This is a genomic window from Allobosea sp. FBZP-16, from assembly GCF_002831785.1.
GTDB classification, from domain to species: domain Bacteria; phylum Pseudomonadota; class Alphaproteobacteria; order Rhizobiales; family Beijerinckiaceae; genus Allobosea; species Allobosea lupini.
The window spans coordinates 537,370-555,525 of record NZ_LNCQ01000023.1; the positions used below are offsets into that span (position 1 = coordinate 537,370).

Annotated in this window: 17 protein-coding genes; 11 read left to right on the top strand and 6 right to left on the bottom strand. The window is 66.7% G+C overall.

All coding sequences use genetic code 11. The features are described from left to right. Window positions 1–30 precede the first annotated feature (30 nt). The gene (locus CXY91_RS12420) at window positions 31–687 is read right to left on the bottom strand and encodes a helix-turn-helix domain-containing protein (RefSeq protein WP_100961670.1); all 657 of its coding nucleotides are present in this window, start codon (window positions 685–687) and stop codon (window positions 31–33) included. Between the two features lie 217 nt (window positions 688–904). Here CXY91_RS12420 and CXY91_RS12425 point away from each other — a divergent pair, with 217 nt between their 5' ends. Further along, entirely contained in the window at window positions 905–1,372 is a 468-nt protein-coding gene (locus CXY91_RS12425; protein WP_210202603.1) for a hypothetical protein, read from the top strand. 201 nt (window positions 1,373–1,573) lie between these two features. Here CXY91_RS12425 and CXY91_RS12430 read toward each other — a convergent pair whose 3' ends face one another. Next, window positions 1,574–1,771, bottom strand: coding sequence for a hypothetical protein (locus CXY91_RS12430; protein WP_091837413.1), 198 nt, complete (start codon window positions 1,769–1,771; stop codon window positions 1,574–1,576). Window positions 1,772–2,017: 246 nt separating this feature from the next. Between CXY91_RS12430 and CXY91_RS12435 the strand changes: the two genes are divergently transcribed. Beyond that, window positions 2,018–3,052, top strand: coding sequence for an LLM class flavin-dependent oxidoreductase (locus CXY91_RS12435; RefSeq protein WP_091837416.1), 1,035 nt, complete (start codon window positions 2,018–2,020; stop codon window positions 3,050–3,052). A 14-nt stretch (window positions 3,053–3,066) separates the two neighbouring features. On the opposite strand, the gene CXY91_RS12440 is transcribed toward CXY91_RS12435, so the two are convergent. The 3 genes from CXY91_RS12440 to CXY91_RS12450 all read right to left on the bottom strand — a co-directional run bounded on the left by CXY91_RS12440 (window position 3,067) and on the right by CXY91_RS12450 (window position 6,127). Continuing rightward, complete coding sequence (locus tag CXY91_RS12440; protein WP_465246855.1) at window positions 3,067–4,161, bottom strand: SMP-30/gluconolactonase/LRE family protein; 1,095 nt, start codon at window positions 4,159–4,161, stop codon at window positions 3,067–3,069. Between the two features lie 124 nt (window positions 4,162–4,285). Then, window positions 4,286–5,002, bottom strand: a complete 717-nt coding sequence (locus CXY91_RS12445) for a ribonuclease activity regulator RraA (RefSeq protein WP_199777417.1) — start codon at window positions 5,000–5,002, stop codon at window positions 4,286–4,288. Between the two features lie 150 nt (window positions 5,003–5,152). After that, the gene (locus CXY91_RS12450; protein WP_100961674.1) at window positions 5,153–6,127 is read right to left on the bottom strand and encodes a Bug family tripartite tricarboxylate transporter substrate binding protein; all 975 of its coding nucleotides are present in this window, start codon (window positions 6,125–6,127) and stop codon (window positions 5,153–5,155) included. 204 nt (window positions 6,128–6,331) lie between these two features. On the opposite strand from CXY91_RS12450, the gene CXY91_RS12455 reads away from it, so the two are divergent. From CXY91_RS12455 to CXY91_RS12495, 9 genes are all read left to right on the top strand, one after another. After that, window positions 6,332–7,036 (top strand): GntR family transcriptional regulator, encoded by a 705-nt coding sequence (locus CXY91_RS12455; RefSeq protein WP_100961676.1) that lies wholly within the window; start codon window positions 6,332–6,334, stop codon window positions 7,034–7,036. Further along, window positions 7,029–7,943 carry a dihydrodipicolinate synthase family protein gene (locus CXY91_RS12460; RefSeq protein ID WP_100961678.1) on the top strand — a complete coding sequence of 305 codons (915 nt, stop codon included), beginning with the start codon at window positions 7,029–7,031 and terminating at the stop codon, window positions 7,941–7,943. Before CXY91_RS12455 ends, CXY91_RS12460 begins: the two co-directional genes overlap by 8 nt. A gap of 171 nt (window positions 7,944–8,114) precedes the next feature. Further along, window positions 8,115–9,845 (top strand): L-arabinonate dehydratase, encoded by a 1,731-nt coding sequence (gene araD, locus CXY91_RS12465; protein ID WP_100961680.1) that lies wholly within the window; start codon window positions 8,115–8,117, stop codon window positions 9,843–9,845. 281 nt (window positions 9,846–10,126) lie between these two features. Continuing rightward, entirely contained in the window at window positions 10,127–11,467 is a 1,341-nt protein-coding gene (locus CXY91_RS12470; RefSeq protein ID WP_100961683.1) for a nucleotide sugar dehydrogenase, read from the top strand. Between the two features lie 177 nt (window positions 11,468–11,644). Next, complete coding sequence (locus CXY91_RS12475; protein ID WP_100961685.1) at window positions 11,645–12,583, top strand: Gfo/Idh/MocA family oxidoreductase; 939 nt, start codon at window positions 11,645–11,647, stop codon at window positions 12,581–12,583. A gap of 6 nt (window positions 12,584–12,589) precedes the next feature. Next, window positions 12,590–13,189, top strand: a complete 600-nt coding sequence (locus CXY91_RS12480; RefSeq protein WP_100961687.1) for an acyltransferase — start codon at window positions 12,590–12,592, stop codon at window positions 13,187–13,189. Next, window positions 13,189–14,346, top strand: coding sequence for a DegT/DnrJ/EryC1/StrS family aminotransferase (locus tag CXY91_RS12485; protein WP_100961689.1), 1,158 nt, complete (start codon window positions 13,189–13,191; stop codon window positions 14,344–14,346). Before CXY91_RS12480 ends, CXY91_RS12485 begins: the two co-directional genes overlap by 1 nt. Continuing rightward, on the top strand, window positions 14,343–15,449 hold the full coding sequence (locus CXY91_RS12490; RefSeq protein ID WP_100961691.1) for a glycosyltransferase: 1,107 nt from the start codon (window positions 14,343–14,345) through the stop codon (window positions 15,447–15,449). Before CXY91_RS12485 ends, CXY91_RS12490 begins: the two co-directional genes overlap by 4 nt. Further along, a complete protein-coding gene (locus CXY91_RS12495; protein WP_100961693.1) occupies window positions 15,449–16,612 on the top strand; it encodes a glycosyltransferase in 1,164 nt (387 codons plus the stop codon). Before CXY91_RS12490 ends, CXY91_RS12495 begins: the two co-directional genes overlap by 1 nt. Window positions 16,613–16,656: 44 nt before the next feature. On the opposite strand, the gene CXY91_RS12500 is transcribed toward CXY91_RS12495, so the two are convergent. Next, entirely contained in the window at window positions 16,657–18,093 is a 1,437-nt protein-coding gene (locus tag CXY91_RS12500; RefSeq protein WP_158673389.1) for a glycosyltransferase, read from the bottom strand. Window positions 18,094–18,156 lie beyond the last annotated feature (63 nt).

Genomic DNA, 18,156 nt, shown 5'->3' on the forward strand with positions numbered 1-18,156 from the left:
ACGGGACGGACTGCGGCGCGAAGGCGCAGCTCACGCCGCGATGGCGAGCATCCGTTCGGGGTTCATCACGCGCACGCCGCCGGGCACGATCAGGATCGTCTTCTCCTTGGCCAGGCGGGTGAAGGTGCGGCTGACCGTCTCGATCGTCAGGCCGAGAAAATCGGCGATGTCCTGCCGCGTCATCGGCAGCGGCACCGTCACCGACGGCTTGCCGAGCCTTGCCCAGCGCTGCTGCATGCCGAGCAGGAAGCAGATCAGCTTCTCCTCTGCGGTGCGGCGGCCGAGCAGCATCATCTGCTCATGGGCGAGCGTCAGCTCATGCGTCGCGAACTCGTGCAGACGCTTGAGCAGATGCGGCTTGGCGTCGACCAGCGCCGTATAGGCGGCGCGCGAGAAGGCGCAGACCGCGACGTCGCCGATCGCATCGGCGGAGAAGCCATAGGCATCGCGCATGGCAAGTCCGAGGAAATCACCTGGCAGCGCGAAGCCGACGACCTGACGGCGGCCGTCGGACAAAAGCTTGTAGAGCCGGACGACGCCGCCCGTGACGTTGTAGACACAGTGCGCGTCGGCCCCTTGCGAGAACAGCGTGTCGCCGGAGGCAAAATGCGTCGGCATCGCCAGCTGCTCCAGCAAGGCGAGCTCGTCATCCGTCAGCGACGCGCAGACGCTGACCAGGCGGACCATGCAATTGCGGCATCCGCTCTCGCCATGGGCGGCGGCGCTGCACGCCAAGGGCTGACAGTTCACGATCGCACCTTCCTGCTCATGCGCGGAGCTTACCGCATGCGCGAAAGCCGACAAAGCGCGCGCGCCGCCGCAGGGCTTCGGATTTGATCCAGATCAATGCGGCAACAGGCCCTGCGCAACGAGGTTGCTGCCTGGAAACTCGGGAGAGCCGCACGTGATGGGCGATGACATCTTCGAAGTCGCGCGCATCCAGCCTGATAGCGCCGACACGGTCTACGGGCTCGTCACCCTGCTGCATCCCGAGCTCACGCCGGATGGCTGGGCCGCCTTTGTGCGTGACCATTCGCAGGACGGAGCGCAGCCTTCCGGCGTCTTCGCCCTGCGCGACGCGCGCGGCATGCCGCATGCCTTGTTCGGCTTTCGCATCGCGCGGAGGATCACGGGCGGTACGACGCTGGAGATTTCCGAGATCGCGATGCTGCGGCTACCCGGAACCTGCCTCGTCGATGCATTGCTGCGCTTCGCCAATCAACTCGCCGCGCAGCTCGACCTGCCGCGCATCGCGATTTCGCTGGAGCGCTCGGCGGCCTGGCCGCAGGATCACGACGCCCTGCAGCGCTGCGGCTTCCAGATCGACCGTGTCATGGTCCTCGGCCGCGCCAGGCTCGAGCCGGCGGCGTGATCGTCCAAAGCCGCTCCAGCGAAAGTGCGCAGCGGTTTCGCGTCCGGAACTGTGCAAAACAGAAAGCTGAGGCACAGCCAGCGAAGTGGCTTCGCCGGATATGATCGAGCGGTGGCCGCATCTAAAGCCGCCACCGGGTCGTCGCCCACCATGCGCCCACCGCAATGGCGACCATGGCGAGCGCTACTAGAATCGCCTCGCTTATCGGGTCGGCTCCTTCCGTGCGCCCATGAAGTTCGCGAACCAGGCGCCGTCGACGACGTCCGTGCTGCCCTCTCGCTGCACCGCCGTCACCCGGCACAGCAGCTCGATTTCCTCGAAGGACAGATCATAGAACGGCAGCAGCATCGGATTGCCGACGATCGAACGATCACTCTCGGCCACAGCCTCGCCGTCCATGAACCTCATCCTCCCTTTGCATTCGCGCGCGAACCGTGTCGTCGGCGTCTGCCGAAGCAACACAATCACCCGCACCCCGCCACACCCAAATGGGGGGTCAGGTCGATATTATTGTTCCTGATGGTACCGATTTTGGCGAATTCGCATAGACCCCTCGGCACCGGCGCATCTTGAACCGCGACATTGCCGGCGCCAGATGGCGCGGACGCCGGCAATCCGGCATGCCCAGCCCTGGACTCGCAGCCCATGCCCGCCTCTCTCCAGCTCGGTCTCGACACCTTCGGCGACGTCACCGCCGGCCCGGACGGGGCCCTGCTCCCGCATGCGCAGGTGATCCGCGACCTCGTCGAGCAGGCCGTGCTCGCCGACGAGATCGGCATCGACTTCTTCGGCATCGGCGAGCATCACCGCTCCGATTTCGCGGTCTCCTCCCCGGAGACCGTGCTTGCCGGCATTGCGACCCGCACCAGCCGCATCCGCCTCGGCTCGGCCGTCACCGTGCTGAGCTCGGACGATCCGATCCGCGTCTTCCAGCGCTTCTCGACGGTCGATGCGCTCTCGAACGGGCGCGCCGAGGTCATCCTCGGCCGCGGCTCCTTCACCGAATCCTTCCCGCTCTTCGGCTTCGACCTCAAGCAATACGAGGTGCTGTTCGAGGAGAAGCTCGACCTCTTCGTCGAGCTGATCCGCAAGAAGAAGATCACCTGGGAAGGATCCTTGCGCCCGCCGCTCCGCGACCAGCAGGTCTTCCCGCCGATCGAGGCCGGCGAGCTGACGACCTGGATCGGCGTCGGCGGCAGTCCGGAATCGGTGGTCCGGGCGGCACGCTACGACCTGCCGCTGATGCTCGCCATCATCGGGGGCCCGGCACAGCGCTTCGCGCCTTACGCCCAGCTCTATCGCGACGCGATGGGGCGCCTTGGCCAGGCCGAACGACCGATCGGCGTGCACTCGCCCGGCTATGTCGCCGAGACCGATGAGCAAGCGGCCGAAGAGTTCTTCCCCGCCTTCAAGGCGATGCGCGACCGCATCGGCGCCGAGCGCGGCTGGGGTCCGCTGTCGCGCGCGGAGTTCGAGCGCGAGGTTTCGGGCGGAGCGCTCTATCTCGGCTCAGCCCGAACCGTCGCCCGCAAGATCGCCGCGACGGTGAAGGCGCTCGGCCTGCAGCGCTTCCAGCTGAAGATCAGCGCCGGCCCCCTGTCGCAGGACAAGCTGCTGCGCTGCATCGAGCTCTATGGCCGCGAGGTCATCCCGATGGTGCGGGAGTTGCTCGCGGCCTGAAGCGCATCGAGGCGTCACGCGGCGCCGTGCGCCTCGACATAGAGCGCGTAGAGCGAGTGCGAGCTCGCCATATAGAGCCGGTTGCCCTTCGGCCCGCCAAAGCAGAGATTGGCACAGCGCTCCGGGAGGCGGATGAAGGCGAGCGGCTTGCCGGCCGGGCTGAACACCATCACGCCGTCGAGATCCTCCGGCTTGCCTCTCAGCGTGAAGACCTTTCGTCCTCCGACATCGCTCGGCTCGGCGTTGAGCGCGCCATTGCTGCCATAGCCGCACCAGAGATTGCCGTCGCGATCGACGCGGAAGCCGTCGAGGGCGCCGAAATCGGCAGCGTCGACCAGCTTGACCTTGTTCGAGACCTTGCCGTCGGCGTCGACATCGTAGCTCCAGATGCTGCGGTTCGGCGTGCCGCGCCACTCGACGACATAGAGCTTCTTCTCGTCGGGTGAGAAGGCGAGCCCGTTCGGATTGACCAGATCGGTGATCACCGCCGTCAGCTTGCCGTCCGGCGCGAGCCGATAGACATTCGTCGTCGCCTGTTCCGGCTTGGCGCGCGATCCCTCCCATTCGCCGTTGATGCCGAAGAGTGGGTCGGTGAACCAGATCGTGTCGTCCGACCTGACGACGATATCATTCGGCGCGTTCAGCCGCTTGCCCTCGAACTTGTCGGCGAGAACCGTGATCCGGCCGTTCTTCTCGGTGCGGGTGATGCGCCGCGTCACCGAATGCTCGCAGGTCACCAGTCGTCCCTGCCGGTCGCGGGCATTGCCATTGGCGTAGTTGGCGTTCTCGCGGAAGACGGAGAAGCTGTTCTTCACCTCGTCGTACTTCATGATCCGGTTGTTCGGGATGTCGCTGACAAGGAGATAGCGCCCTTCCGGGAAATAGACCGGCCCCTCGGCCCAGCGCATGCCGCTGCCGAGCTGCTCGATGGTGCTCGAATAGATCCGGTACTTGGCGAAGCTCGGGTCGAGAATCTCGACGGCCGGGTCGGGATAGCGCTGGTTGGGCTTGAACGGGAAGGCCTGCGCCAAAGCAGGCGCCGCCAGCACCGAGCCGGCCGCAGCGGCGAGCCCGCCCTTGAGCAGGTGACGGCGAAACATGTCGATCATCGCATTTCCCCCTGTGCTCTTGTTGTCACGGCTGTTCCTTCGGACGCCGCATTGGCTGCGTCCGTTCTCAACCGCCGTTCGACGGATCCTGCGCCGCCGCCTCAGCGACGGGAGCGCTCTCGGATCACTTCCAGTCCGGCCGCCATCTGGCGAACTCGGCCTTGGTCTCGGCATTGGCCGGATAGAGCCCGAAGATGCCGCGCCCTTCCCGCACCTTCATCTCGACGAAATCCTCATAGGCCGTCTGCTCATAGGCCTCGGTCGCGACCTCGTTGGCGAGATGGGCCGGGATCACGCAGACGCCCTCGCCGTCGCCGACGACGATGTCGCCGGGGTAGACCGGCACATCGCCGCAGCCGATCGGCGCATTGATGTCGAGCGCGTGGTGGTGGATCAGGTTCGTCGGCGCACTCGGCCGGCTGTGATAGGCGGCAAAGCCGAGCGCGGCGATATCGGGGCTGTCGCGGAAGCCGCCATCCGTGACGATGCCGGCGGCCCCCCGCTGCATCAGCCGCGTCACCAGGATGCAGCCGGCCGAAGCCGCGCGCGCATCCTTGCGGCTGTCGATCACCATGACATGGCCGGGCGGGCAGGTCTCGACCGCGACGCGCTGCGGATGCTGGGTCCCCTCGAACACGCTGAGATGGTCGAGGTCCTCCCGCGCCGGGATGTAGCGCAGCGTAAAGGCCTCACCGACCATGCGTGGCGCGTTGGCTGAAAGCGGGCGCACATCCTGGATGAACTGGTTGCGCAGACCGCGCTTGAACAGCGCCGTGGTCAGGGTCGCGGTCGAGACGCGCTTCAGCTTCTCGCGGCTTTCGGGGGTCAGGGCTTCAGTCATTTGTCGGCTGCTTTCAGTTTACGCGGACCATTCCAGAGCGGGTCATCCCGGACAGGCGCCGATCCGGGATCCATTCCTGAACCGTTCCGGCATGGATCCCGGGTCGCCCTTCGGTCGCCCGGGATGACGATGGAACGAACGGGGGCAACGTTATTCGATCTTCACATTGGCCTTCTGCGCCACCTCCGCCCAGCGCTTGGTCTCGCTGGCGATATGGGCGGTGAACTCGGCCTGGCTCGAACCGACCGGCTCGACGCCGAGCTTCTTGAGCTGCTCGATCACCGCCGGCTCGCGCATGATCGCCTGCGTCTCGGTCGAGAGCCTGGCGACGATCTCCGGCGGCACCTTCGACGGCGCGAAGAAGCCGTGCCAGGAGCTCGCGTCATAGCCCGGGATGAACTCCGACAGCGCCGGCAGGTCCGGCGCGACCGCGAGGCGCTTCGGCGTCGCCGTCGCCAGAGCCCGGATCTTGCCGGCCTCGACATGCGGCCAGGCGATGGTGATGTTGTCGAAGGTCAACTGGATCTGGCCGGAGAGCAGGTCCTGCGTCACCTGCCCGCTCGACCGGTAGGGCACATGAGCCATGTCGGTCCCGGTCGCGACCTTGAACAATTCGGCCGCCATATGGGTCGAGGTGCCGGCACCCGAGGAGCCGAAGGAATATTTGCCAGGGTTCTTCTTCAGGAGCTCGATCAGCTCCGGCACCGTCTTGGCCGGAAGATCGAGATTGACCATCAGGATGTTCGGCACGCTCGCCACCTGCGAGATCGGCGCGAAATCCTTGATGTGGTCATAGGGCATCTTCGAGTAGACGGCCGGATTGATCGCATGGCTGGAGACCGTGCCCATGGTCAGCATGTAGCCGTCCGGATCGGCCTTCGCGACTGCGGCCGCGCCGGTATTGCCGCCGGCCCCGGCCCGGTTCTCGACGATGAACTTGCCGCCGAGGCGCGCGCTCAGCCGGTCGGCCAGGATGCGGCCGAGCAGGTCGGTGGTTCCACCGGCAGCGAAGGGCACCACGATGGTGACGACCCTGCTTCCGGGATAGCCGCTCTGTGCCAAAGCCGGCGCGGCCAGCATGGCGCCGGCTCCGGCGAGCAGGCCGCGGCGTGTGATCGATGTCATCCAATCCTCCCTGGTCATTGTCTCATCCGACCGTGCCGTTCCGGCGTCTTGCGGCCGCCTTGTCACTTCCATAGCACGCAATTCCAGATTTGAAATCTGAAATTTCAGACTTGATGTCGCTTGCGCTTTGTGATGTCTGGTGCGGCAATGGCGATAGGCGCAGCGCGAGCAGAATCGTGACGCAGCCATCCCAGAGGAATTGGAATGTCGAACGCGCTCGCCATCGAACCCGTCTCGCCGCATCTGCTGCGCTCGCTGCGCGAGCATGTGCACGAGCGCCTGCGCCGGGCGATCGTCGCAGGCAAATTCCGTGAAGGCGAACGGCTGAACGAGCGACAGCTCGCCGACATGCTGGGGGTCTCTACCACGCCGGTGAAGGACGCGATCCGCATGCTGGAGAGCGAGGGCCTCGTTCGCACGGAAGCCCGCCGCGGCGTCTTCGTCGAGTTCTCCGCCCGCCAGGCGCTGGAGATGGCGCTCGGCCGCGCCGCGCTCGAAAGCGTCATGACCCATATCGCCGCCAACCGGATCGACGCCGGCGAGATCGCCGCGATGGCTCGCCTGATCGACGAGATGGCCCACGCCACCGAGCACGGCGACCTGGAAGACCTCGTCAATCTGAACGAGGCCTATCACGGCATGATCCACCGCATCTCCGGTTGCGGCTATCTCGAGCGCCGGCTCGACGGCCAGCGCATGTACGACCACGCCCAGCGCATCGCCCTGCTCGGCGAGCCCAGCGAGCGGGCCCGCGGCTTCGAGGAGCATCGCGGCATCTTCGAAGCACTGCGCGCGCACGAGCCGGCCAGGGCCGAGCAGCGCATGCGCAGTCATATCGTGCGCTCCGCCAAGAGCCATGTGCGCCAGGTCTTCGGCGCCGATGCGGAAGGATTGGATTACGATGAGTGACAGGGTTCGCAGCGCGCTGCGCGGCATTTCCGGCGTGCACGTCACCGCCTGGAAGAGCGATGGCGAGGCCGACTGGGCGCTGACCGGCAAGATCGTCGCGCGCATCGCGCAGGCCGGCATCCACAATATCGTCTCGGCCGGCAACACCGGCGAATTCTACCCCATGACCACGGACGAGGTGGTGCGCAGCCATGCCGTCGCCGCCGAAGCCGCTGCCGCCAAGGCGCTGGTCACCGCCGGCATCGGCAGGTCGCTGCGCGAGGCGATCGCCACCGGCAAACTCGCCGCCAGGGCCGGCTGCGACGCAGTGATGGTGCATCACCCGCTCGATCCCTTCGCCGCCCCGCAGAGCCAGGCCGACTACATCCTCGCCATCGCCGAGGCGCTTGATATCCCGCTCGTCGCCTATATCCGTTCGGACGCGATCGGCGTGAAGGACCTCGCCCGCGTCGCGACGCATCCCAATGTCGCCGGGGTCAAGTTCGCCTCGTCGAACATGATGCTGCTCGCCGAATGCGTGCGCGCCACGCAAGGCTCGAGCGCCAACTGGATTTGCGGCCTCGCCGAAGGCTGGGCCGCGCCTTTCCACGCGCTCGGCGCCCGCGGCTTCACCTCCGGCCTGGTCAATGTCGCGCCGGAGCGCTCGCTGGCGATCTGGCAGGCGCTGGAGAACAACGATTACGACCGCGCCCGCCATCTCGTCGACGAGATCGCCGGTTTCGAGACGCTGCGGACCAAATACGGCAACGGCGCCAACGTCACCGTGGTCAAGGAGGCGCTCGGCCTGCTCGGCACCAATGTCGGGCCGGTGCGCCTGCCCGGCCTGCCGGAGCTGAACGACAGCGAGCGCGCCGAACTGCGCAAGATCGTCGGAAGCTGGGGCAGCCAGCGCGCGGCGGCGGAATGACCTCTGTCATTCCGGGGCATCGCGCAGCGATGAGCCCGGAACCCACGACCGGGTGAGCCCCTCATCGAGCGGAAGCCGTTTCACCCAGCCGTGGGTTCCGGGTTCGCCCTTGCGGGCCGCGCCGGAATGACAAGACGTTGAATTGACAAAGAACATACCGAGGAAACGCCGATGTCCCATCCCCGCAAGACGCCCGACACGCTGCGCTCGAAGCGCTGGTTCGGCGCCAGCGACCTGCGCTCCTTCGGGCATCGCTCGCGGGCGCTGCAGATGGGCCTCAACCATGACGAGTTCATGGGCAAGCCGGTGATCGGCATCCTCAACACCTGGTCCGAGATCAACCCGTGCCACACCCATCTGCGCGACCGCGCCGAGGCGGTGAAGCGCGCGGTCTGGGCCGCCGGCGGCTTCCCGGTCGAGATCCCCGTGATGTCGGCCTCGGAGCAGTACCAGAAGCCGACGACCATGCTCTATCGCAACTTCCTGGCGATGGAGGCGGAGGAATCGATCCGCTCCCACCCCCTGGATGGCGCGGTGCTGCTCGGCGGCTGCGACAAGTCCACCCCGGCTTTGATCATGGGCGCCTGCAGCGCCGGCCTGCCCTTCATCTTCGTGCCGGCCGGGCCAATGCTGCGCGGCAACTGGGCCGGCAAGACGCTCGGCTCCGGCGCCGATGTCTGGAAGTACTGGGCCGAGAAGGAAGCCGGCAACATCTCCGACGCCGACTGGCGCGACATGGAGAGCGGCATCGCCCGCTCGCACGGCACCTGCATGGTGATGGGCACCGCCGCGACCATGATGAGCCATGCCGAGGTACTGGGCCTGACCCTGCCCGGCGCCTCCGCCATCCCCGCCGCCGACGCCGCCCATCCGCGCATGGCAGCTGCCGCCGGTAAGCGCATCGTCGAGATGGTCTGGGAGGACCTGACGCCGGACCGCATCCTGACCCGCGAGAGCTTCGAGAATGCGCTCACCGTCCACATGGCGGTCGCCGGCTCGACCAACGCCATCATCCATCTCGTCGCCATGGCCGGCCGCGCCGGCGTGCCGCTGACGCCCGATGATTTCGACGCCTTCTCGCGCAAGGTCCCGGTGATCGCCAACCTGCGTCCCTCAGGCGACTTCCTGATGGAGGATTTCTTCTATGCCGGCGGGCTGCCGGCGCTGCTGAAGCAGCTCGAAAGCAAGCTCCACACCGGCGCCATGACCGTGACCGGCAAGCCGATCTCCGAGACGATCGCGCTCGCCAAGGTCTATGACGACAACGTCATCCGCCCGCTCGACCGACCGGTCTCGACCGCCAACGGTCTCGCCGTGCTCAAGGGCAATCTCGCCCCCGGTGGCTGCGTCATCAAGCCCTCGGCGGCCGAGGAGCGCCTGCTCAGGCATTCCGGCCCGGCCCTCGTCTTCGAGGATTATGATGCGATGATGAAGGCGGTGAACGACGAGACCCTCGACGTCACCGCCGACCATGTCATGGTGCTGAAGAACTGCGGACCGGTCGGCGGCCCCGGCATGCCTGAATGGGGCATGCTGCCGATCCCGAAGAAGCTGCTGAAGCAGGGCGTGCGCGACATGCTCAGGCTCTCCGACGCCCGCATGTCCGGCACCAGCTATGGCGCCTGCGTCCTCCACATCGCGCCCGAGGCCTATATCAAGGGCCCGCTCGCGGCGGTCAGGACCGGCGATATCATCAGCGTCGATGTCGAGGCGCGCAGCATCTCGGTGAATCTGAGCGACGCCGAGATCGCCGAGCGACTGAAGAGCTGGTCGCCGCCCGACCGCGACTATCCGCGCGGCTGGGGCAAGATGTCAGCGGCTCATATCCAGCAGGCCGACAAGGGCTGCGATTTCGATTACCTGACCGGCACGGCCAAGGTGGCCGAGCCGGAGATCCACTAGCCGATGGCCGCCTGCCAGTGCGGAGCGGCGGTATTGCCGGCCGGACATGCCCTAGCGGAAGATCATCGATCCAAGGCCTCATGCGAGACTTGCCGGCACCTTTCCGCAGGACACGGAAGGTGATGTCCCGATACCGCCGCGCGCTTTCGGGGCCGGCTCGCCGGGCCGACTTACCGGCGGATAATGGGACGCGGATATTGACGCGGTATGGCAAGTCTGGAAGAAGCACGCCCAAGAAATAGGGCCGCTGGCCCTTCTTGCCGTCATTCCCGGAGTGCACCGTGACTTCGCCAGCCGCGCAGCGATTCATCGATCGCGTCAACGACCGCTCCATCGTCATCGGCATCGTCGGTCTCGGTTATGTCGGCATTCCGCTCGCCCTCGCGGCGTTGCGCCAGGGTATCAAGGTCATCGGATTCGACATCGACCAGAAGCGCGTCGACGACCTCAATGCCGGCCGCAGCGCGATCAAGCACATTCCGATGGAGCTGATCGTCGAGGGTGCCAAGTCCGGCAAGTTCATCGCGACCACCGATTTCGACCGCATGGCCGAACCAGACGCGCTGCTGATCGCGGTGCCGACGCCGCTGACCAAGTATCGCGAGCCGGACCTGTCCTATGTCGTGAAGACCACAGAGGCGATCGGCAGGCGCCTGCGCAAGGACCAGCTCGTCGTGCTGGAATCGACGACCTATCCCGGCACCACCGACGAGGTCATGCGCCCGATCCTGGAGAAGGCGACCGGCCTGAAGAGCGCCGAGGAGTTCTTCCTCGCCTTCTCGCCCGAGCGCGAGGACCCCGGCAATCCCGATTTCGGCACCTCGACGATCCCCAAGGTCGTCGGCGGCGACGGCGCCGATGCGCTCGCCATGTCGCTCGCGCTCTACGGCGCGCTCGTCGTCAAGGCGGTCCCGGTCTCCTCGACCGCGACGGCCGAGGCGGTCAAGCTGACCGAGAACATCTTCCGCGCCGTCAACATCGCCCTCGTGAACGAGCTCAAGGTCGTCTACGAGGCGATGGGCGTCGATGTCTGGGAGGTGATCGACGCCGCCAAGACCAAGCCGTTCGGCTTCATGCCGTTCTATCCGGGGCCGGGCCTCGGCGGCCACTGCATCCCGATCGACCCGTTCTACCTGACCTGGAAGGCGCGCGAATACGACGTCGCCACGCGCTTCATCGAGCTCGCCGGCGAGATCAACACGCGCATGCCCTACCGTGTGGTCAACAAGCTCGCCGAGCTGCTTGACTCCAAGGGCCACAAGAACCTCAGCGACGCCAGGATCCTGGTGCTCGGCATCGCCTACAAGAAGAACATCGACGACATGCGCGAGAGCCCCTCGCTCAAGCTGATCGAGCTGATCGAGAAACGCGGCGCCCATGTCGAATTCCATGATCCCTTCATCCCGGTGATCCCGCCGACCCGCGAGCATGCCGAGCTGACCGGCCGCAAGAGCGCTCCGGTCGACAAGGTCTCGCTCGCCGGATTCGACGCCGTGCTGATCGCGACGGACCATGACAACGTCGACTATCCTGCGATCGTCGCCGGCTCGAAGCTGGTGGTCGACACCCGCAATGCCTGCGCCCGCGCCGGCATCAAGGCGGACAACGTCTTCAAGGCCTGATAGAACGGTGCCGGCGGGGCCTCCCCGGCCGGCGCCACGAGAGCAGGATGCGAAAAAGCGGGAACCGGTTTTTCGCAGAAACCCTGCTCTGAACTCTTAGAATCGATCACGTTCTATGATTCTGGATCGGGTCGATTCAAAATCATCGTGGTCTAGACGAGATCGAGACGGATAATCATGACGAGCTTCGCGCTGATCGGCGCCGCCGGTTACATCGCTCCCCGCCACATGACGGCGATCAAGGCCAATGGCGGCGACCTCAAGGTGGCCTATGATCCCAACGATTCCGTCGGCATCATCGACAGCCACTTCCCGCAGGCGCATTTCTTCACCGAGTTCGAGCGCTTCGACCGCCATGTCGACAAGCTGCGCCGCCGCGGCGAGCATATCGACTATGTCAGCATCTGCTCGCCGAACTATCTGCACGACGCGCATATCCGCTTCGGCCTGCGCGCCGGCTGCGAGGTGATCTGCGAGAAGCCGCTGGTCCTCAACCCCTGGAACATCGACGGCCTTGCCGAGATCGAGCAGCAGACCGGCCACAAGGTCAACACGATCCTGCAGTTGCGGCTGCACCCGGCGATCCAGGCGCTGAAGGAGCGCGTTGCCAAGTCGAACGAGCGCCACTCGGTCGACCTGACCTACATCACCTCGCGCGGCCGCTGGTATCACGCCTCCTGGAAGGGCGACGATGCCAAGTCGGGTGGTGTCGCCACCAATATCGGCGTCCATTTCTTCGACATGCTCGCCTATGTCTTCGGCCCGCTGCAGTCGCAGACCGCGAGCCTGCGCGAGGGTGAGCGCGCCGGCGGCCTGCTTTCCTACGAGAAGGCCGATGTGCGCTGGTTCCTCTCGGTCGACTCCAACGACCTGCCGGACTCCGTCAAGGGCAAGAAGACCACCTACCGCTCGATCACCCTCGACGGCGAGGAAGTCGAGTTCTCGGAAGGGTTCACCGACCTGCACACCCGCAGCTATCAGGAGATCCTCGCCGGCCGCGGCTACGGGCTCGACGATGTCCGCTTCTGCGTCGAGGTGGTCTCGCAGTTCCGCAACCTGCCGATCGTCGCCGGCGGCGAGCGCCATCCCTTCGTCGTCAAGCATCTCAAGGGCTGAGCCGCGATGGCCGCGTCGCAGATGCGTGACGATCCGCGCTTTCCGGGCGTGGCCATCCATGAGAGCGCCTATGTCGACGACGGCGTGACCATCGGCGCCGGCAGCAAGGTCTGGCACTTCGTCCACGTCCTCGGCCAGACGCAGATCGGCAAGGACTGCGTCCTCGGCCAGAACGTCATGGTCGGCCCGCGCGTCAGTATGGGCGACGGCTGCAGGGTCCAGAACAATGTCGCGCTCTATGACGGCGTCGTGCTCGAGGACGGCGTCTTCTGCGGCCCGTCCTGCGTCTTCACCAACGTCAACAACCCGCGCGCCTTCCTGAACCGCAAGTCGGAGTTCCGGAAGACCCTGGTCAAGACCGGCGCCAGCATCGGCGCCAACGCCACCATCGTCTGCGGCCACACCCTCGGCGCCTATTGCTTCATCGCCGCCGGCGCGGTGGTGGCCAAGGATGTGCCCGATTTCGCCCTGATGGCCGGCGTGCCGGCCCGTCGCATCGGCTGGATGAGCCATAACGGCGCCAGGCTCGGCCCCGACCTCACCTGCCCCGAAACCGGTCGGCGCTATCGCGAGACCGGGCCCGATACCCTGGAGGAGATCGTCTGATGAGCGAGCGTCCCGCGATCGAGTTCATCGACCTCAAGGCTCAGCGCCAGCGCATCGGCAAGGCGATGGACGAGGCGATCCTGAAGGTCGTCCATGACGGCAACTACATCCTCGGCGAGCAGGTGGCTCAGTTCGAGGCCGGGCTCGCTGCCTTCTGCGGCGCCAAGCACGCGATCGGCGTCGCCAACGGCACCGACGCGCTGATCCTGGTGCTGGAAGCCCTCGGCATCGGCCCGGGCGACGCCGTGCTCTGCCCGAGCTTCACCTTCGCCGCGACCGCCGAGGTCGTCGCCTGGATGGGCGCGACGCCGGTCTTCGCCGAGATCGACGAAGCCACCTACAACCTCGACCCGAAGGCGATCGCCGCCGCGCTGGAGACCGCCCGCAAGCACGAGCTCAAGCCGCGCGCGCTGATCACGGTCGATCTCTTCGGCCAGGCCTGCGACTACGAGCCGATCGAGGCCTTCTGCAAAGAGAACGGCCTTGTCCTGATCTCCGACTCGGCTCAAGGCTACGGCGCCCGCTACAGGGGCCGCGTCGCAGGCGCGATCGGCGATTTCGCCACCACCAGCTTCTTCCCGGCCAAGCCGCTCGGCTGCTATGGCGATGGCGGCGCGATCCTGACCGACAGCGATGAGCATGCCGAATTGCTGCGCTCGCTGCGCTTCCACGGCAAGGGCTCGTACAAATACGACAACGTCCGCGTCGGCGTGAATTCGCGGCTCGACACCATCCAGGCCGCGGTGCTGATCGAGAAGCTCAAGGTCTATGCCGACGAGATCGAGCAGCGTCAGGTCGTCGCCGCCCGCTATACTGCGGCGCTGAAGGACCTGGTCACGACGCCCTATGTCATGCCGGACAGCGTCTCGACCTGGGCCCAGTACACGATCCGAGTCGACGCCGGCCGCCGCGACGCCTTCCAGGCGGCGCTGAAGGCCAAGGGCGTGCCGACCACGGTCTACTATCCCAAGCCGCTGCACCAGCAGACCGCCTACAAGCACTTCCCGGTCGCGGGCAACGGCCTGCCGATCTCCGAGCGCGTCGCGCAGGAGGTCGTCGCCCTGCCGATGCACCCCTATCTCGACGCAGAGACGCAGGACTACATCATCGCGGCCGTGCGCGAGGCCCTGGCAGCACCGGCGGCCGCGGTGGCATGAGCCGGCCGCTTCGGCTGGCTTATCTCTCCCTCGAGACGCCGCGGCCGGGTCAGGCTTCGCAGACCCACATCGACGAGATCATCGCCAGCCTGAGGCAATCGGGCTGGCAGGTCGAGCTCTTTGCCACGACGCGCGGGGGCGCGAGCGCCCGCACGTCCTTCCTGCAGCGCCTGCTCGACTATGGCCGGGTGCAGCTCGCCCTGGGCCGCCGGCTGGGTGAGTTCGACGCTGTCTTCGTCCGCTCGCATTTCATGGCACTGCCGCTCGCGCTCTGGGCCCGCCGGCGCAAGGTGCCGGTCGTGCAGGAGATCAACGGCAAGCCGGCCGATATCGGCGTGACCTATCCGGCCCTGAAGCCGTTCGCCCCGCTGCTCTCATGGCTCTACCGGACGCAATACCGCATGGCCGGCCATCTGGTCGCCGTCACCGAAGGCCTGGCGCAATGGGCCCGCGGCTTTTCCGGACATGACCGCGTCAGCACCGTCTCCAACGGCGCCAACACCGAGTTGTTCACGCCGGAGGGGCCCCGCGCCGACATCACCGGCCGCTATGTCGTCTTCGTCGGCGGCCTCGTCGCCTGGCACGGCATCGGCACCATGCTCGCAGCCCTCCGCGAGCCGGCCTGGCCGGCGGATGTCAGGCTCGTCATCGTCGGCGACGGCATCGAGCGCGGCAAGGTCGAGGCCGCGAAGACCGATCCGCGCCTGCTCTGGCTCGGCCGGCAGCCCTATGACGCGGTGCCGGCCCTGCTGCGCGGCGCGCTCGCCGCGCTCTGCGTGATCGAGGACCAGGACGGCCGCTCGGCCGCGGGCGTCGCGCCGCTCAAGCTGTTCGAGGCGATGGCCTGCGGCATCCCGGTGATCGCCAGCGACCTGCCCTTCCAGGCCGAGCTCGTCAGGCAGGCGGATGTCGGGCTGGTCATTCCGCCCGCCAGCCCCTCCGCCATCGCCGCAGCTGTCGCAACGCTCGCCGATCAGCCGGACGAGGCCGGCGCATTGGGCAAAAATGGTGCAAGCTACGTTGCTCGTGAGGCCAGCTGGCAGCAGCGTGGCCGTGAGATCGACCTGATCCTGAGGTCACAGGTCACGGAGGCGGGCCGGTGATGCGCATCGCCCTCGTCTGCATCTCGCCTCTGCAGCACGATTCGCGCGTCCTACGTCATGCCGCCCTGCTCGCCCAGGCCGGCTATGAGGTCCGCATCTTCGCGCAGGCGCCATTGCCGACAACGCCGCCGACGCCGGTGACTGTCCTGCCCGGTCCGGGCAGCGACACGCGCGTGCGGCTCGGCATGGTGCTCCGGCAGGCGCCCGCCTCGCTGCTGCCGATCAGCGCCGACGCACTCTATTGGGGCTCGGCGACGAAGCTGGCGGCGCGCCGGGAGCTGCTGCGCTTCAAGCCCGACCTCGTCATCGCCAATGACTGGCGCGCCCTGCCGATCGCCCATGCCGCCAAACACGCCTGCAAGGCCCGCATCATCTACGACAGCCACGAATACGCCTCGGAGGAATTCGCCGACAGCTGGCGCTGGCGCCTGCTCGCCCGCCGGCACGTGGTCAGGATCGAGGAGCGCTACATCCGCGAGGCGGACGCCGTGATGACGGTGAGCGACGGCATCGCCGACGCGCTGGCGGCGCGCTACGGCCTGGCGCGGCCGACCGTGATCTCCAACATGCCGGCCTGGCAGGAAACCGCCTTCCGGCCGACCGGCGACCGCGTCACCGTGCTCTATCACGGCGTCGTCGTGCCGCGGCGCGGGCTGGAGACGCTGATCGAAAGCGTCGCCCTCTGGCCTGCCTCATTCCGCCTGGTGATCCGGGGCCCGGCGCAGGGCGGCTTCGACCAGCATCTGCGCATGCTTGCCGGCGATCTCGGCGAGCGCGTGTCCTTCGCCGCCGCCGTTCCGCCCGATCAGATCGTGCCGACGGCCGCGCAAGCCGATATCGGCATCTTCCTTTTGTCGAACAGCACCACGCATGCGCGTTTCGCCATGCCCAACAAGATCTTCGAGTACATCCAGGCGGGGCTGATGGTGATCAGCAGCGACCTGCCGGAGATCCGCAAGGTGGTCGACAGCGCAGGCTGCGGCTTGCTGCTGGATCGTGACACCCCGCAGGCGATCGCCGCCAGCCTTGCCGGCCTCGACCCGGCCAGTATCGATGCCTGCAAGCGCGCGGCGCTCGCGCGGGCGAAGGAGCTGAACTTCGAGGTGGAAGGCGGCAAGCTCCTGAGCTTGGTGACTGAACTCGCACACGCCGGCGCGGCATAGCGCCGCCGGGCAGCTCCAAGCCCGCAGAGACCACCGGCGGAAGTCTACCGCGCCATGCCCGGCAAGGCCTTGCCGGCCCCCGCGACGGCCTGCTCCATCGCCGCAAAGAAACGGTCGGCTTCCGCCTCCCAGTTCAAGGTCCGCGCGGCCTCGAGCGCGCGCAACTTGCAGGCATTGATCTCGTCGCGCTCGAAACCGTTGATTGCATCGGCGATTGCTCGGGGGGTCACCTCCGGAATCGATCGGCCGAGCTCATGCTGCCGCAGCAGCGCAGTCATCTCGGGCAGGTCGGAGACACAAAGCGCGAGGCCCGCCATCGTGTATTCGAAGAACTTGTTCGGCAGGACATGGACATTCTGCTGCGAATGTCCGGGCAACGCGAACAGGCCGATGTCGAACCGGGCCGCCTCCTTGACCAGATCGATCATCGGCACCGGCGGCGCTAGCACTACGCGATCGCCGACGCCGGCGGATAGGATGCGCCGAGCGAGCGTTTGGAGATATTCGGCCGGAGCCGGGCCGCGGATGGTCAGGCGGAACTCCGGGCGCCAGAGCGCGACGCTGTCGATGCAGGTTTCGAGCCCGCGTCCCTCATAAACGACGCCGTGATAAAGCACCTCGATGGTCTCGCCACAGGGCCGAAAAGCGTGCGCCTCATAGCGCGGCATGTTGCGGATCAGCAGCGGCTTTTCCGGCAGTCGGTAGAGCTGGTGCAGCCGGTCGGCGATACCTTGCGAGACACAGCTCGTCACCACCGCCTCGGCGATGCCGGTCCGTTCGATGGCAGCGATCAACGGCCTGTTGAGCAGCCGCCAACGCCAGCGCTGAGCGTATTCGTCCACGGCGAGTTCGTGCGTATCGTATGCGTAAGGAACGCCTTGTTCCGCCGCGAGCTTGCGCACGATGGGCAGCGCGCTCCAATCATTGGCCAGCCAGATATCGGCCTTTTTCTCCTTCGCCCGCCGGTAGAGCTGCCCGAAGCGGTTGTCGATCCGCCAATAACTCGCCGACGCATGCTCATCTCGGAGATAAACGCCGGCGACATCGGCCAGCCGCAATGCCGACCTGACAGCCGAGTACGCGGCGCGCCTCAGCGGTTTCGGCAATGTCCGCCACAGGCGCCGTGCCCGGCCGGGCGTGGGTTCCGTCGCAACGGGAGAGACCGTATCGGCAGCATGATCGCCAGGCTCCGGCGCAGGAACGGCCGTAGTGCTTGCGGCCGAATGGGCAGCCGCCGGAATATCCAGGCAAAGCCATTCCGGCGGCTTTGAGCGTGCCCCGGACAGCCCTATGGCGACGACGTCCCAGCCACGCTCCCAGAACAGGTCGCCCTGCCTGCGCACGCGCGGATCATCCTCGATGGCCGAGACCGAAATCAACCCGATCCGCAGCGGACGTGTCGCGCTGGCCTTGACGTTCATTGCAACAATCTCGGCGGTAGCGGAGCCGGTTTCAAGACGAACCGCGCAGCGATCGGACAAGGGTGAACCTGAAGGCGATTTGTCTTTGGCAACGTCGACCTGACCCGTCTCCGGAGCGTAGAA

Excerpts from the sequence above, each read along its gene's own strand:
- CXY91_RS12490 (WP_100961691.1), top strand. The coding sequence starts at position 14,343 with ATGAGCCGGCCGCTTCGGCTGGCTTATCTCTCCCTCGAGACGCCGCGG.
- CXY91_RS12430 (WP_091837413.1), bottom strand. The coding sequence starts at position 1,771 with ATGGACGGCGAGGCTGTGGCCGAGAGTGATCGTTCGATCGTCGGCAAT.
- CXY91_RS12460 (WP_100961678.1), top strand. The coding sequence starts at position 7,029 with ATGAGTGACAGGGTTCGCAGCGCGCTGCGCGGCATTTCCGGCGTGCAC.
- CXY91_RS12480 (WP_100961687.1), top strand. The coding sequence starts at position 12,590 with ATGGCCGCGTCGCAGATGCGTGACGATCCGCGCTTTCCGGGCGTGGCC.
- CXY91_RS12420 (WP_100961670.1), bottom strand. The coding sequence starts at position 687 with ATGGTCCGCCTGGTCAGCGTCTGCGCGTCGCTGACGGATGACGAGCTC.
- araD (WP_100961680.1), top strand. The coding sequence starts at position 8,115 with ATGTCCCATCCCCGCAAGACGCCCGACACGCTGCGCTCGAAGCGCTGG.
- CXY91_RS12435 (WP_091837416.1), top strand. The coding sequence starts at position 2,018 with ATGCCCGCCTCTCTCCAGCTCGGTCTCGACACCTTCGGCGACGTCACC.
- CXY91_RS12440 (WP_465246855.1), bottom strand. The coding sequence starts at position 4,161 with ATGATCGACATGTTTCGCCGTCACCTGCTCAAGGGCGGGCTCGCCGCT.
- CXY91_RS12485 (WP_100961689.1), top strand. The coding sequence starts at position 13,189 with ATGAGCGAGCGTCCCGCGATCGAGTTCATCGACCTCAAGGCTCAGCGC.
- CXY91_RS12475 (WP_100961685.1), top strand. The coding sequence starts at position 11,645 with ATGACGAGCTTCGCGCTGATCGGCGCCGCCGGTTACATCGCTCCCCGC.
- CXY91_RS12445 (WP_199777417.1), bottom strand. The coding sequence starts at position 5,002 with ATGACTGAAGCCCTGACCCCCGAAAGCCGCGAGAAGCTGAAGCGCGTC.
- CXY91_RS12450 (WP_100961674.1), bottom strand. The coding sequence starts at position 6,127 with ATGACATCGATCACACGCCGCGGCCTGCTCGCCGGAGCCGGCGCCATG.
- CXY91_RS12495 (WP_100961693.1), top strand. The coding sequence starts at position 15,449 with ATGCGCATCGCCCTCGTCTGCATCTCGCCTCTGCAGCACGATTCGCGC.
- CXY91_RS12455 (WP_100961676.1), top strand. The coding sequence starts at position 6,332 with ATGTCGAACGCGCTCGCCATCGAACCCGTCTCGCCGCATCTGCTGCGC.